The following is a 15,032-nucleotide window of genomic DNA, read 5'->3' as shown; positions in this document are numbered from 1 at the left end:
CTCAGCAGAAGCACCGGCCGCCACGGAGCTGCGGTGCCCAAGCCTTCGCCTATCTGATGAAAGGAATCCCTGATGGCAACCAGGATGACCGTCGTCGTCACCGACGACATGGACCACAGCACGGACACCGTTGGCACCTACCGGTTCGCCCTCGACGGTGTCGAGTACGAGATCGACCTCGCCCCGCACAACCTGGCGCGGCTGCGGGAGGCGCTCGCCCCGTACATCGCGGCCGGGCGCCGGCTTCCGAAGCGCGCCGCTGGTCACCGCGCCTCTCGTGAAAGTGGGAACGCCGACGCCGAGGTCCGCGCCTTCTGGGCCGCACAGGGGCGGCGGCTGGGGCTGCCGCCGCACCGCAGCCACGGCCCGATTCCGCGCACGGTCCGCGCCGCCTACCGCTCCGCCCGCTGACCGCCACCGCTCGGGAGACGACAGACATGTGCGCTATCGCTGCGCTGCCGCGACCGACAGGCCCGGCGCAACCACTGATGGGTCACCGCCGGTTCGATTCGGCCGGGTGGTCGGTGGCGGTGGCCGATGCCGACCGGTGACTACGAGCCGCCCCGGGGCAGCACGGCTGTGTTCTCCGGCCGGTGGCTTCGCTACGAGCCGGTCCCCGGCTTCCACCGCTACTACGAGGGCTACCGAGCCACTGTGATCGGCTGGTGGAACGGGGCGTGTGAACTCGGCCTCGACCGCGGGGCGGTGACCGCCTTGTCCAGACCTTCACCGCGATGGCCAGTTACGTGGGCGGTGACTGGCGCACCGTCGACTTCGACGGTCACGTACTGACCATCGCCCGGCCGGTGTCCCTCGGCGGCGGCGTCCACCTCGCGCGTCCCGCCGAGGGGCGGTGAGGCGGGCTGACTTCCGACTTGCCGCGCAGACCGACAACTAGCGACCTGCGGTGACCCATCCCCTATCGCTCTCTCCCACCCGTGGAGCCCCGTAGGCCGCCCGGCCTACGGGTCTCCGACCTTTGAGGAGCCCCACCCTGATGTTGTCCTTCGCCGCCGTTCGGGCGCTGACCGGATTCCTCGTGGACGTCGAAGCCGACGCCGACAGTCTCGGTTGGAGCCGCCCACCCCTGCTGCTGCTCGTTCAGGACCTGCCCGCCCCGTCGACCACCACGGTCGCGAGACGTCAGATCCGTGCGCTTCACCTGCCGCTGCGACCGGCGCGGGTCGGCCGGTACCGCGCCGGCCTGCCCGACTTCCTGGCGGATCTCGCTGCGGCGCTGCGCACCAATCCCCCGCTCGGGCGCCCCACCCTGGCGGCCTGCGTCGACCTCGGCCGCATCGCCGACCTGCTCACCGATCCCCTGCCCGGACTCCGGCTGGTGGCCTGGGCCATCTGCTATGAGGACGTGCTCGTCGCGCCCGACGACCTCCACGAGATCCGACGCCGTCGACGCCGTCGACGCCGACGGCCGCGGTTACCAGATTACCCGGACGCGAGGCGAACAGCGCCCGGCGATCGTCATCGACGAACAGTCGGACGACATGGCCGAGCCGACGCGGACCAGGCTCGCGGCACTCGTTGACGCCACCACCCGACCCGGCCCGCAGCGACCGCGCACGCCCTGACCAGACGTCCACGACGAGCCCGGCGTCCCCCCGTCAGCCGTCGACCGCCATCCCCGGCACCGGGTGCCCACCACCGGCGCTCGACTTGACCTTGATCGATAGGTGAGCGTGGATCTGACGGGGGTCGTTCGAGCCGGCCATCAGGCACAACGCAGCCGACCGGCCGGGCGGTGACCCCTGCCCGAACCCTCGGAGGAAAGGTCACCTCGCCATGCCCGACCGAAGCCGAGCGTCCCGTGGTGCTCGCGTGCCCCGCGACGTCACCGACCCGCTGTTGTGGCGGCTCGCCGTCGACGTCCTCACCGCCCACCAGACCGGACCCGACAGCCGGTGCGTCAACCTGCAGTGCGCCGACCAGGGGGCCGGACCCTGCGTGGCCGCCAGGCACGCGCAACAGGCGGTGCGTACCGCCCGCGCCGCAGCACCGCAGCCACCAGGCCTCCCGCAGCCAGCCGCCGGCAGCCGCGAACGAGCACCGCAGCGACGTCCGCGCGACTCCGGCGGTTTCGTCGGCTGGTTCACCGCCGGACTCGCCGTCACCGCCACGCGCCTGCGGTCACGGAGCCCGCAGCGGCTGCCCCGCCGGGTTCCCGGCGCGACGCTCACCGCCGCGTGATCCCGCCACAGGCCGCAACAACCTACGGCCACCCAACCCCCGGCGAGAAAGTCGCCGTCCTCGCCCGCTAGCCCAGCTCAGGCGACCGCGCCGCCCATGACCACAGGCCGCGCGGTCGCCGCCGGGTCCACACCTCGATTTGCATCGATCCCATGACGAAAGGGGAATTTGGTATGACCGACACACCTGACGAGGGCGCTCCCGCGCACAGCATGTTCAAGGTGCTGGCCGCGCTGGCCGAACTCGGCGAGGCCACTGCGGCGGCGGTTGCCGAGCGCGCGGGGCTGGGCTACTCCACCACCACGCCGAAGTTGCGTGCCTGGGAGGAGTCCGGGCAGGCGGAGCGGTTCCGCACCGGCGACGCCCGCACGCTGTGGCGACTCACCGACGCCGGACGTGCCACCACCGGCGCGCCCCGGCCCGACCCGCAGCCCGAATCACCGGCCGGCCCGCCCTCCGCCAGCGAGCACGACCCGGCCGGGGACGACTCCCCACCCGCCTCCACCGCCGCCGCGCCACCGGCCGACGGCGACACCACCTCGCAGGGGCAGCCCGACCCGCAGACCCCTGCCGAGCCGGCTGAGGGCAACAGCGACACGTCCACCGGTACGACCGTCACGCCGGACAGCCCCGACAGCGACGCAACGCCTGACGGGGATCGTCCGGTCCCGGCGCGCCGCAGCGGAGGGTCGCTGCGCGCGGCGGTCCTGGACATCCTCGAAGCCCACCCCGACCGGCAGTACCGGACCGGTGAGCTGTGCAAGCTCATCGACGCCGCGAACGAGGGCACCGGCGCGGCCAAGGCCAGCGCCGGAGCGGTCGCCAACGCCGCCACCAAACTCGTCGCCGCCGGCCACGCGGTCCAGACCGTGGACCGGCCCGCCACCTACCAACTCGCCCCCACCAGCGGCGGCGCGTAATCCCCTATCCGGCAGGCGGCCCGGGGGCGGGCGTCGAAGTTGGACGCTCCCGCCCGCCCCCGGTGCTCCACCTACCAAGAAGGAGCACACCAGTGTCCCCTACCTGGCACCTGATCGTCACCACCGTCGGCGGGATCCTCGCCGGCCTCGCCCTCGCCAGTGCCCTGCTGTGGCGCCAACAGCGGGCCCTCACCGCCGCCCGCTACCAGGCCACCCACGACGAGGTGACCGGCCTACCCAACCGGCGGCTCCTGCTCACCCGCCTGCGCGCCGCCCTCGCCGACAACACGCCGTGCGGGCTGGTGCTGCTCGACCTCGACCGGTTCAAGGCGGTCAACGACACCTTCGGCCACGACACCGGCAACATGCTGCTCGACCAGGTCGGACGTATCCTCACCGGCCTCGACGCGCCGGTGGGGGTCGCCGCCCGGCTCTCCGGTGACGAGTTCGCGCTCCTCGTCCTCGGCAGCCGCGCCGACACCGCCGCCGTCGCCCGCGCCGCCCACCAGGCCATCAGCGCGGCACCCATCCCCGTCGTCAACGGCGAGGTCACCGTCAGCGCCTCCGTCGGCTACACCCACACCCGTCTCGGTCTCTCCGCCCGGCAGGTGCTCTCCGAGGCGGACGCCGCCATGTACCAGGCCAAACGCGCCGGGACCGGCGTGTCCGGTCACCACCCGCTCACCCCACCGAGCCCGCGTAGCCGGGACCGCCACCACCACTGACCCCACCCGCTGCCCCGGGGCCGGCCCTCGTACCCCATCAGCGGGGGCCGGTCCTGGGCTTCTTGCTGCCCTGGGAGGCATCGTGTCCTTGACCGCCAGTCGCGCTCTGGCCGACTTCCTGCTCGACATCAACCGAGAGGCCGACGTCGCCGGCTGGGGCGACCCGGTGACGCTGCTGCTCATCCACACCCAGCACACCGACCTCGGCGACGCCCCGATCACGTACGTCGAGTTCCCCCTCCACCCGCACGACCAGCCCACCCGCCCCGACCGGCTGCCGCCGACCCTGCGCCGGCTGACCGCAGCCCTCACCGACCCGACCGGACGAACCCCCTACCAGGCCACCCTCACCGCCATCCTCGACCGGATCCTCACCCGCCAGCCCACCGCGATGCTCCTCGCCTGGGCCGCCGTCTACCACGACCGGTACCGGATCAACGGCCAGCCACGACACGCCCGCCGGATCACCGCCGTCGGCCGCGTCGGACGCCTCTACCAGATCACCCACCCCCACGCAGGCCAACCGGTCCTGTTCGTCATCCCCGACCTGCCCGAACCCGCCGACCCCGACACCGTGCACCACGGCCTGGCCGCCCTCCTCACCACCAGCTCCCGACACGCCTCCCACCAGGCCCGACACCGCCCCACGCCGCCCACGCCGCAGGGGCCCGACGACCCGCACGCCCCGATCTTCATCGCGGGCGGTCCCGAGAACAGCGTGATGGTCTGCGGGGTGTGCGGCGCCCACGACGGCATCACCCATGACGAGATGCCCTCCATGGCCGGCTACGGACACGACACCCACACGCGGTGCGGGCGCTGCGGCTCCACCGAGACCACCGACCCCGTCTTCGGCCTCCACACCACCCGGTCGCCCTGGCCCACCCCGGGGCCTAGCGACCACGCCGACGGTGAGGTCACGCCGTGAACCACCACCACACCGGCACCCGCCGACCCGCGCCCGCGCCCTGCCGCAGCTGCCCCTACCGCCGCGACGTCCCCTCCGGCGTGTGGGCCACCTCGGAGTACGCGAAACTGCCCGACTACGACAACCCCACCGCTCTCCAGCCGGCCGGCCTGTTCCTCTGCCACCAGGCCGACGGGCGGGTCTGCGCCGGCTGGGCCGGCTGCCACAACGGCCGCCATCTCCTCGCCCTCCGCCTGGCCGGCTTGCAGGGCATGCACCCCGACGAGGTCACCGCCACCCGCGACTACACCACCACCGTGCCGCTGTTCGCCTCCGGCGCCGAGGCCGCCGCCCACGGTCTCACCGACATCGACGATCCCGATCCGCGCGCACGACAGGTCATCGACCGGCTCACCCCGACCATCGCCGCCCGCACCCTGGCCGACGCGGTACGTCGGCTGCCCGTGCCCTACCAGGCCGCCGACGGTGACTGCCTCACCTGGGCGCCCGCCACCGCCGACCTGCTCACCGACCTCGGCCACCCCGCACAGGTCATCCAGGTCGCCGGCTGGACCGACCAACAGGTCATCGTGTTCGTCCACCGCACCGTCCTCGTCACCGGCGGCGACCGCATCGTTGACGTCACCGCCGGTCAGTTCGACGCCACCCTGCCGCGCCGCTGGCTCACCGGCTGGCGGGCCTACCGCGCCACCCTCGCCCGAGCGGCGGGCGTCGCCCGGGTGACCCGCTGGCCCGACACCACCTGACGCCACCGGCGTCCGCCCTGTTCACGGCCCCGCGACCCGCACCCGGGTCGCGGGCCGTCGCCACGTCCCATACCCCGTCAACCGTGGTGAAGGAGTCACCCGTGAGCCACCGCTGCTACATCGGCGTCACCGATCCCCACCTGCCGCACCTCGTGCGCGCCCGGTTCGTGCTCCGCGACGGCCACCCCGCCGCGATCGTGCCCACCCTGGCCCGAATCTGGGCCGATCACGCCGGCCGGGACACAGGCGCACTCGTGGCCGCGATCCTGCGACACGACTGGGCGTACCTCGACACCACCGTGCGCGACGACGGGCGTCGGACCGTCCCGGCCGTCGGAGTGCCCCTGCACGGCACCAGCTCGGAACCGGTCACCGTGTTCGCTCCGCGCCACGCCGCGGACCTCGACGTCGGGTGGGTCTACGTCATCGACCCGGCGACCGACACCGTGACCGTGCACGGCGACGACGGCGGCATCACCCGCTGCCGCCTCGACCTGGGCCGGGACACCCCCGTCGCCCACAGGTGCCCGCCGGCCCGTCCCCGGTGCCGCGCACGTGGCTGGCGCGCGGCGCGCTACGACCGGCCCCGGCACGCCGCGCCCGGCGCTCCGCCCCCGAGCCGTGCCACCCGGCCAACGGCCGGCATCCGCCCACTCTGACCGTCACCAGCCACGGAGCGCGATGACCAGCCGGACGAAACCACGCGACGGGACCCACCACCGACATACCCGTTTCCGATAAGCCAGCCCCCTGTCGACGGGCGGCAGCCGCACGGCTGCCGCCCGTCTCCCTATCCCAGAGCAGGAGACAACCGTGACCGACAACAACGACCGCCAGCGCCGACCTGGCGCGCGGCCCGAGGACGGCACCGACTGGGCGGCCCTGGGCCGCCGCCTGCAGGACATCCGCGCCCACCTGATCTACGAGGGCGGGTTGCACCGGTACGACGACGGCCACCACGCCGAGGCGCTGCGCCGGCTGCTCACCTCCCCGAACTCCGGCTGGATCAGCCTGGCCGAACACGAACGGCTCCTCGATCTGCGCACCGGTGCCGACCGACGCAACCTGCACGAGGCGAACCGGCGGGCCCGTGAGGCCCGAGCCCGCTACGTCGCCACGTCACGGGCGGTCCGCGCCGAGCTCGCCAGGTGGCTGCGCCGGGTGACCAACGACCGGACCGTGCCGTCGCGGTACCGGCGGGAAGGTGTGCTGCTGGCCGCCGACTGGCTGGACCCGACCACACCCACCGCCCTCTACCCCACCGAGCGCAACACGGACACCTCCGACGCCTCGACTAGGTCGGCGCCGTCACCGGCGGCGGCGATACCCCTGACGGTGCGAGCGGCCGGGGAGCGGGAGGGACACCTCGCTGTCGGCTGGTGGCGGCAGCACGCCCTCGACGGACACCCCCCGACCGAGCAAGCCCGCATCGCCGCGACGGTCCTCGCTGGTATCGACAGCGGCGACGACCGTGTCCTGGCGACGCTGCCGAGGTTCGACGTCGCCGGCTACGACGCCGACCGCTTCCACACCCACGCACCCCACGACACGCCCCGCTGGACCGACCTGTCCGACCGCGACCGCGCCGTGCTGATCGACGCGGCACGCGACGGGTTCACCGACGCCGTCCGCGACGGCGTCGCCGCCTACTGCCAGGCACTGCTCACCACTGGCGGCGAGTGCGGGGGTGTGCGGTGACCTACCGGCGAGGTGAGCGGGTCGCGCTCGAGCACACCGGTGACCCGTACACGCTGCTGCGACCCGGGGACGAGGGAACGGTCCACCGCTACGACCCCGACCTGCGGGTCATCGAGGTGCGGTGGGACAGCGGATCCTCCCTGTCGATGCTCCTCGACGCCGGTGACCGGGTCCACCGCCTCCCGCCCGCCTGGGAACAGACCCTCGACGCCCTGCGCGAGGCCGGCGCGCAGGCGGGGCGGGACGCGGCCGGCTGGTGGGCGCAGCACGCCCTCGGCGGCCGGTCCACCGGCGACGTCACCCGCACCGCCCGGCAGGTCCTGGCCGGTGTCGACGACATCGACCCCCTCGTCCGCGACAGCCTGCCCACCGTCGACCCCGACCACAGCGACCACGACGCCGGCCGGTACACCGACCACGCCCCAGCCGGCGCTCCCGGCTGGGAGACCCTCACCGGCCGGCAGCGGGACCAGACACGGTGGGCGTTCGGTGACGGCTTCACCGCCGCCGTCGACACCGAGACCGCCCGCCACTGCCGGATGGCACTCCACCCGCACGGCGACGACCGGGACATGTCCCACCTCCACCCCGACCAGGTACACCCCGGCAGGCCGGAAGTGTTCGCCGGGGACTGGGCGTGGACACCCGGCCCCGACGGGACCATGCGGATCCCCGTCGGATACGTCGGCGTCCTCGTCGACACCTGGAACGGTTGGGCCGTGTTCACCTGCACCCCCACCGTCGCCCGGGCCATCGTCGACGACCACACCCGCGCCCGCGACACCCACCGCCAGGACCTGGCCGAGCAGGGCTTCACCGGCCGTCAGCTGGACCACCTCGTTGACGAGGCGATGGCCCGACTGTGGTTCGACGGCGACACCCTCGTCGCCGACTCCACCCGCCTCCACCACGACCCCGACGCCATCGAACGCCACCAACCCGACCACGAAGGCCGGTACACGCCCATGGGCCGCGCCTGGACCTGGACCGCCGTCGACCCCTACGACTGCGACCGCATCGTCGGCGACACCCCCGACCCCCCACCCACCCACACCCCGACGGAGAACCCCTATGCGTGACCGCGACAGCGACGGCGACGAGTACGCCCACGAGGACACCCTGCAGGCCCTGATCCGGCACCTGCTCACCACCGCCGACCTCGACGACCTCTGCGACGACGCCGGCCTGCCCCACCTCGTGCACGACGGCGAACCGGTCACCGTCACCACCGCCCGCACCTACCACGACGCCGAGATCCTCACCCTCGACCGGGGCGTGTGGCTGGAACTGTCCGACGGCAGCGCCTTCGGCCTGACCGTGCACATCAACCGCCGCCCACGAGGCGAGGTCACCCGAAGCCGCCGATAGCCCTCTCACCCGCCCCCGGGCGTTCGACTTGATCGATGCCGCGGGTGGTGCGTTCCTTGTCGTCGCCCGGCGACGGCGTCATCCCCGGCGCGGCCCGTCACCTAGGCCGTACCGGAACAGGACCTGACCCTCAGCGCCGGCCACCCCCTGTGGCCGGTCGCTCGTCTGCGTCGCGCGGACACCCGCACCGCCCGCGCGCCCGCCAGGCGGGCGCGCGGGCCCCTACCTGATGGAGGCCCCCATGGACCCACAACCCACCAGCGGCACGCCGGCGAACCCCGGTCGTCCGCGACCAGGGCACCTGTACCCGCAGGTCGCCGCGTACCTCGCCAGCCGGCCAGGGGAGGTACTCAAGGTCGGTGAGATCACGACCGCGTTGAACGCCCCCTCCTCTGGGGGCGTGTTCGAGGCGCTGAAGCGGATGGCCGCCGCCGGATACGCCACCCACCACACCGACCCGCACCGGTTCCAGATCACCCAGGCCGGCATCGACGCCGCCGGAACGATGCCCCCACCCGCCCCACGCGCCCCCGTTGCTGCCCGGCGGGCGTCCCGGCGGCAGCCCGTGACCCGCCCCAACGGCGACCACTACTTCCCCCGCAAACTCGCCGGCGCCACCGACGTCGACGTGCTGCGCCGGCTCCGGGACAAGCGGATCCCGGTGCTGCTCTACGGGCCGCCCGGCACCGGCAAGACCGCCCTCGTCGAGGCCGCGTTCCCCGACCTGCTGACCGTCGCCGGAACCGGCGACACCGTGGTGGAGGACTTCCTCGGCAACTTCATCCCCCTGCCCGACGGCGGCTTCGAGTTCGTGCACGGACCCCTCGTGCAGGCCATGCGGGAGGGCCGGGCGTTGCTGGTCGACGACGCCACCCTCATCCCCCCGAAGGTCCTCGCCGTGCTCTATCCGGCGATGGACGGCCGCCGCACCATCACCATCCCCGGCTACCGCAACGAACGCGTCGACGCCACCGACGGCTTCTACGTCGTCGCCGGCCACAACCCCGGCGTGCACGGCGCCGTCCTCACCGAAGCCCTCGCCTCCCGCTTCGACGTGCACATCGAGGTCACCACCGACTGGGACCTCGCCCGCCACCTCGGTGTTCCCGCCCCCGCCATCGCCACGGCGATCACGTTGAACATCGACCTCGCCACCGGACGGGTCTCGTGGGCGCCACAGCTACGCGAACTGCTCGGGTTCACCCGCGTCCGCAAAACCCTCGGCCTACCGGCGGCGGTGGCGAACCTCGCCGGCCGCGCCCCCGACGACGACCGCGACCACGTCCTCGCCGTCCTGCGCCACCACTTCGGCACCGACGTCACCGCCCTCACCCTCGGCACCCAACGCTGAAAGGAACCCCGCGATGACCCTGTCCCCCACCCACCAGCGGCCCGGCCGCTCCCACACCAGCGGCGACCCGGACTGGCAGACGTGGAGCGACGCCTGGACCCGCCACGTCCCCGTCCTCACCGGCCGCCACGACCTCACCGTCACCGTCGCCCCCGGCGCCGCAGCAGGCGCACCCGCCTGCTTCTACCCCGACCAACGGCGCATCGAGATCGACGCCACCCACATCGGCGCCCCCACTGTCACCGACCCCCGCCGGCCCGGCCACAAGAAACTCGTCCCCACCGGCTACGGCCTGCTCGTCCACGAAGCCGCCCACGCCACCCACAGCCTGTGGACAACCCCCGACGGCACACCACCCATCGTCGCCACCGTCGCCGACCTGCTCGAGGAGTCCCGCGCCGAGCACCGGCACCGCACCCGACGACGCGGCGACCGCCGCTGGCTACGCCACGTCGTCACCACCCTCATCAACCCCGACGGCGCCCCCGTCGACGACCCCTGGCACGCCGGGCAACTCGCCGCGCTTCTCCTCGCCCGCGTCGACGCGCGCATCATCACCGCCAAGGACGTCAGACCCGTCCGCGCCGCTGTCACCGGCGTCCTCGGCCGTACCCGCCTCCGGCAGCTGCGCGACGTGTGGCGCGACGCCCACACCACCGCCGACCACGACGCCAAAAACATGGTCGACCTCGCGTGGCGGTGGTGCCGCATCCTCGACATCGACCCGAACCAGCAACCCACCCCACCGGCCCCCGACCTCGGAGTGTTCGCCGGCCAGCTCGCCCAGGCCCTCACCGACTACCTCGCCCACACCGCCGGACTCACCCCCACCGACTACACCACCACCCAGATCACCCGCCGCCACAGCGCACCCGCTCTCTGGCAGCGCCGGGACCCGACCGACGCCGAACGCGCCGCCGCCCGCACCCTCGCCACCCGGCTCCGTCAGGCCCGCACCCGGCACCCCGAACCCGCCACCCGGCCCAGCCCCGTGCCACCCGGACGGCTCCGCACCCGCCACGCCATCACCGCCCGCGCCCAAGCCGACGCCGGCAGCATGCCCACCGCCACCCCCTGGCAACGCCGCACCACCCAACCCCCACCCAAGCCGACCCTGCACCTGGCCGTCCTCGCCGACGCCTCCGGCAGCATGCGCCCCTACGCGCAGGCCATGTCCTCCACCGGGTGGATCCTCGCCCACGCCGCCCGCTCCCGCGACGCCGTCACCACCACCATCGCGTTCGGTGCCACCGCCACCCTGCTCGTCCCACCCCGCCAGCGCCCCACCCACGTCCTCGACATCAACCCCGCAGGAGGCACCCACGGGTTCCTCGACGCGGTGAAACTCGCCGACACCCTGCTCCACCTGCGCCAACCCGGCCGGCTGCGGATGCTCGCCGTCGTCTCCGACGGCGACCTCCCCGACCCCGACCCCGCGCAGCGGCTCATCACCACCCTGTACCGCAGCGGCTGCCCCGTGCTGTGGCTCCGCCCCGCCAACCTCCCAGGGCACACCTTCACCCACACCACCACCCTGCTGGTCGACGACCCGATCCAGGCCGTCACCGCGGTCGCCGACGCCGCCGTCACCGCCCTCGAACAGTCCTGACCGCCACTCCCACTGGGCCACACCGCCAGCCACATTCGCCTTTGCGCTGGGTGCGGTCGTAGCCGCAGCTGCTACGGCCGCACCCCAGCGGACGCCCTAGTACTCCAACGTCACTTGGCTTCGGCGTTGGGCGTGGCGTAGGCATGAGGACGGCCACCGCGTTGATCATCGATGGTTTGTGAGGACAATCGAAGATCGTGCGGTGGCCGCGGGCCACAGCGTAGACCCCGCCGGGTGGCGGGTCATCCTGGACGAGGCGATGAGGCGTGTCGCGGGCCGGTTCGTGCGGGCCGAGCCGCGGGCGACGGCCGGGCAGTTCGTAGCAGGGCTGCTGTCGGAGGCCGAACGAAAGACCTGCTGGTCGCTTGCGGAGCGGGCGGGTCACGGGGATCCACAGGCGATGCAGCGGCTGCTGCGCACGGCGGTGTGGGACGCCGACGCCGTCCGCGATGACCTGCGTGAGTGGCTGATCGAGCAGCTCGGCCATCCCGACGCGGTGCTGGTGACCGACGAGACCGGGTTCTTGAAGAAGGGCGTGTGCTCGGTCGGGGTGCAGCGGCAGTACACCGGCACCGCCGGCCGGATCGAGAACAGTCAGGTCGCAGTGTTCCTGGCCTACGTGACACCTGCCGGCCGGGCGATGATCGACCGCCGGCTCTACCTACCCGAGACGACCTGGTGCGACCAGCCCGACCGCCTCGCCGCCGCCGGGGTCCCGGACGACGTCGAGTTCGCCACGAAGCCCGCTCTGGCCCGGCAGATGATCGCCGCCGCGTTGGATGCCGGAGTCCCGTTCGCATGGGTGACCGGGGACGAGGTCTACGGCGCCGACCCCGCCCTCCGCGACAACCTGGAACATCGCGGGATCGGCTACGTCCTCGCGGTCGGCTGCGACCGACGCGTGCACGTCAACGACGGCCGCACCCTGATCCGCGTCGACGACCTCGCCGAGCGGATCCCCACCGCCGAGTGGCAGCTGCACAGCTGCGGACCCGGAGCGAAAGGACCACGCGACTACCTGTGGGCCTGGATCACCACCGCCACCCAGCCCGGTGAACACCGGTGGCTGCTGATCCGCCGCAACCGCACCACCGGCGAGCTGGCCTTCTACCTGTGCTGGTCACCCCGCCCGGTGCCGCTGCACACCCTCGTGACCGTCGCCGGCTCCCGCTGGAGCATCGAGGAGCTGTTCCAGACCGGCAAAGGCCAGGTCGGCCTGGACCACTACCAGGTCCGCGGCTGGACCGGCTGGCACCGGTTCATCACCCTGGCCATGCTCGCCCTGGCCGTCCTGACCATCCTCGCCGCGCAGCAGCCCGACACCGACCCGGAGATCATCGCGCTGACCGTCGCCGAGATCCGCCGCCTCCTCAACGCCTTCATCCTCGCCGCATCGCTCCCGCCAGAACACACACTGCACTGGTCAATCTGGCGACGCACATCCCAAGCCCGAGCCCGCCGATCCCACTACCAGCGCAGACAGGCCAAGTGACGTTGGAGTACTAGGCCCAATATCAACCACTTTGACCGGGTCGTTGTAGGGTGTGCCGCGTGCTGGTCAGGTGAATTCATCGGGTGAGCGTCTGTCGGATCGGATCGCGATCGGGGTGCTGCCCCGGACGTTTTCGAGTCCGACGCCGGCAAGCGGGAGCACTACTCGGGGCCCTCGTACGACATACGCGCGAACCGCACGGGAGTCAAGGCGGTCGGGAACGGCCCGGATTGCTCCCGTCCGCGCCTCAGCGCCTGGTGTCCCCGTAGATCTCCTGCAAAATCGTGCGGACCTGGCGGGCGATGTCGGCGGGATGAGTGGCCGTGGGCTGCTCGCGGTTGAGTGATTCGTGCACGGCGTTCCAGAACCGGTCCTCGTCGTGGCCGGCCGGCAGGCGCAGGAACCAGCGGTAACCGGGCGGGCGGGCCGGGAGGCCGGCGTCGTGCAGGTAGGTGTTGATGTCGGCGTCGAGGTCGGTCTGCTCGGCTGCGGTCCGTGGTCGGGCCTGGTGGTCGTCGCCGGCCGGGCTAATCGTCGTGATGACGGTCGTGTGATCTTCCGGACGGTCGGGGCAGCGAACGAGGCGGGCCGGCCCTACGGTCCAGCCGACCAAGGCACCCCAGCCGCTCTCGGGCAGTTCGAGGTACTCACCCGCTGGCCCGGTTGGCGCGGTCGGCGACAACGCGACATCGTCCCACCCGGCGGCGCTCGCCTCTTCGTAGCCGTCCATACGTCGCCTTCCACCGCGATGGGCTGGAGTCCACCAGGCGCGGCGGGCCCCAGCCCATTGTCCCGACGCGGGGGCAGGCTGCTACGGAAACACGCAGTTGCTGGTCCCGTAGCAGTGGAACTGCTGCGACCGCAACGGCGCGGCGAGGTAGGTGGGATATCCACTCGGGGTGAAGATCGTGTTGACATCCGCGTAGTACTCGTTGGAGTTGGCTAGACGGTTGCCGTAGGCGGTGCCGCTGTCCCACCGCCAGCCGGACGGCCCGACCACCGGTCCGCCGACGTAGTGGTCACCACAGTTGGCGTCCGGCAGGTTGTTGCGCTCCTCGTAGCAGTTGACATAGGTGTCGCTGAAGTCCAGCGTGGGCCCGCTGTCCCAGATCAGTGTCACCCGCCACTGCGCCTGCCGACCGTTGAGATTGGTCCGCAGCACCACGTCGTAAGTACCGATCACTCCGCTGGAGTTGCCGTAGGCGGCGTTACCTTTCGTCTCCGCCGCGTAGCTGTTGATCGTCCGGCGGCAGATCGAGCCGGTCTCGCACCACGTGTCGTAGTCATCAAGGAGGCCGACTCCCGAGTCCTCCGCCTTGCCCGCCAGTGGCGCGACCGCCGTGAACACGGTGGTCACCTGTCCTGCTGGCGAACGAGTGATCGCAGTGAGCCCCTCCGCTGTGCACACCCACTGCGGCACCCGCTGCTGCGTGGCCAGTCGGATGCATGGCGCGAGCGCTGCGGCGCCCCCGTCGGACTTCCCGACTCCGGACGGCCCAGCGTTGGCCACGCCCGGTGTGGCCACTGCCGCAACCAACAAGGCCGCGGCGAACACCACCACGATCTTCCTTCGAATGCCCATCGAACCTCCCCTATCGCGACGGACTTCATCGCGAAGCTTCCTCGCGTCTCCCAGTAGCGCAATGAGCACGTCAGGTAATCGACACTGGTAGGCGGATCGGTCAGCGCGTCGAAACACCTCAGCAGGGGCCGCCATCGCGTGACACCTTCATACCCATCGACGGCTGAAAGGGATTCCTCGGCATCAACCGCCCGCGTCACCAGGGGCGAGGCCGCCTTGCCCACAGGCTCGCCGGCTGGCCGGGCCGCTCGGCGAGGTCCCGGACCAGCCCGCGACCCTAGGGGTCGAGCCTTGCGCAGCAGAGCACGCACGTCGAGCGCGACATCCCGTCCTTCGACCACCTGCTCCTGACACGGGCCCGCCGCCGAACCCTCATCCACCGTCATCAAAGCGATTTCACCGGCAAAGCGC

The 15,032-nt window shown here is 72.4% G+C and carries 17 protein-coding genes; 15 read left to right on the top strand and 2 right to left on the bottom strand.

Going from position 1 to position 15,032, the window contains the following annotated elements; all coding sequences use genetic code 11:
• Positions 1-72 precede the first annotated feature (72 nt).
• From ACQUFX_RS26735 to ACQUFX_RS26665, 15 genes are all read left to right on the top strand, one after another.
• Positions 73-411, top strand: a complete 339-nt coding sequence (locus ACQUFX_RS26735; protein WP_428962988.1) for a histone-like nucleoid-structuring protein Lsr2 — start codon at positions 73-75, stop codon at positions 409-411.
• A gap of 323 nt (positions 412-734) precedes the next feature.
• Positions 735-857, top strand: coding sequence for a hypothetical protein (locus ACQUFX_RS26730; RefSeq protein ID WP_428962987.1), 123 nt, complete (start codon positions 735-737; stop codon positions 855-857).
• 140 nt (positions 858-997) lie between these two features.
• Entirely contained in the window at positions 998-1,543 is a 546-nt protein-coding gene (locus tag ACQUFX_RS26725; protein WP_428962986.1) for a hypothetical protein, read from the top strand.
• Between the two features lie 290 nt (positions 1,544-1,833).
• Positions 1,834-2,202: a hypothetical protein gene (locus tag ACQUFX_RS26720; RefSeq protein WP_428962985.1), complete on the top strand. Its 369-nt coding sequence runs from the start codon at positions 1,834-1,836 to the stop codon at positions 2,200-2,202.
• 173 nt (positions 2,203-2,375) lie between these two features.
• Positions 2,376-3,122, top strand: a complete 747-nt coding sequence (locus ACQUFX_RS26715) for a single stranded DNA-binding domain-containing protein (protein ID WP_428962984.1) — start codon at positions 2,376-2,378, stop codon at positions 3,120-3,122.
• Positions 3,123-3,214: 92 nt separating this feature from the next.
• Positions 3,215-3,847 carry a GGDEF domain-containing protein gene (locus ACQUFX_RS26710; protein ID WP_428962983.1) on the top strand — a complete coding sequence of 211 codons (633 nt, stop codon included), beginning with the start codon at positions 3,215-3,217 and terminating at the stop codon, positions 3,845-3,847.
• 82 nt (positions 3,848-3,929) lie between these two features.
• A complete protein-coding gene (locus ACQUFX_RS26705; protein WP_428962982.1) occupies positions 3,930-4,775 on the top strand; it encodes a hypothetical protein in 846 nt (281 codons plus the stop codon).
• Positions 4,772-5,521: a DUF6283 family protein gene (locus ACQUFX_RS26700; RefSeq protein WP_428962981.1), complete on the top strand. Its 750-nt coding sequence runs from the start codon at positions 4,772-4,774 to the stop codon at positions 5,519-5,521. The genes ACQUFX_RS26705 and ACQUFX_RS26700 overlap by 4 nt, the downstream gene beginning before the upstream one ends.
• 101 nt (positions 5,522-5,622) lie before the next feature.
• Positions 5,623-6,180, top strand: a complete 558-nt coding sequence (locus ACQUFX_RS26695; protein WP_428962980.1) for a hypothetical protein — start codon at positions 5,623-5,625, stop codon at positions 6,178-6,180.
• Positions 6,181-6,334: 154 nt separating this feature from the next.
• On the top strand, positions 6,335-7,219 hold the full coding sequence (locus ACQUFX_RS26690; protein ID WP_428962979.1) for a hypothetical protein: 885 nt from the start codon (positions 6,335-6,337) through the stop codon (positions 7,217-7,219).
• Positions 7,216-8,298 (top strand): DUF4314 domain-containing protein, encoded by a 1,083-nt coding sequence (locus tag ACQUFX_RS26685; RefSeq protein WP_428962978.1) that lies wholly within the window; start codon positions 7,216-7,218, stop codon positions 8,296-8,298. The genes ACQUFX_RS26690 and ACQUFX_RS26685 overlap by 4 nt, the downstream gene beginning before the upstream one ends.
• Entirely contained in the window at positions 8,291-8,587 is a 297-nt protein-coding gene (locus ACQUFX_RS26680; RefSeq protein ID WP_428962977.1) for a hypothetical protein, read from the top strand. Before ACQUFX_RS26685 ends, ACQUFX_RS26680 begins: the two co-directional genes overlap by 8 nt.
• Before the next feature lie 241 nt (positions 8,588-8,828).
• The gene (locus tag ACQUFX_RS26675) at positions 8,829-9,938 is read left to right on the top strand and encodes an AAA family ATPase (RefSeq protein ID WP_428962976.1); all 1,110 of its coding nucleotides are present in this window, start codon (positions 8,829-8,831) and stop codon (positions 9,936-9,938) included.
• A 13-nt stretch (positions 9,939-9,951) separates the two neighbouring features.
• Entirely contained in the window at positions 9,952-11,547 is a 1,596-nt protein-coding gene (locus ACQUFX_RS26670) for a VWA domain-containing protein (RefSeq protein ID WP_428962975.1), read from the top strand.
• A gap of 259 nt (positions 11,548-11,806) precedes the next feature.
• Positions 11,807-13,039 (top strand): IS701 family transposase, encoded by a 1,233-nt coding sequence (locus ACQUFX_RS26665; RefSeq protein ID WP_428962373.1) that lies wholly within the window; start codon positions 11,807-11,809, stop codon positions 13,037-13,039.
• 247 nt (positions 13,040-13,286) lie between these two features.
• On the opposite strand, the gene ACQUFX_RS26660 is transcribed toward ACQUFX_RS26665, so the two are convergent.
• Both ACQUFX_RS26660 and ACQUFX_RS26655 read right to left on the bottom strand, forming a co-directional pair.
• Positions 13,287-13,769, bottom strand: a complete 483-nt coding sequence (locus ACQUFX_RS26660) for a DUF5956 family protein (protein WP_428962974.1) — start codon at positions 13,767-13,769, stop codon at positions 13,287-13,289.
• A gap of 81 nt (positions 13,770-13,850) precedes the next feature.
• A complete protein-coding gene (locus tag ACQUFX_RS26655) occupies positions 13,851-14,396 on the bottom strand; it encodes a hypothetical protein (protein ID WP_428962973.1) in 546 nt (181 codons plus the stop codon).
• Between the last annotated feature and the right edge of the window lie 636 nt (positions 14,397-15,032).

It is taken from the genome of Micromonospora fluostatini (assembly GCF_050410825.1).
GTDB lineage: Bacteria > Actinomycetota > Actinomycetes > Mycobacteriales > Micromonosporaceae > Micromonospora > Micromonospora rosaria.
This window is presented reverse-complemented; position numbering and strand designations above follow the sequence as displayed.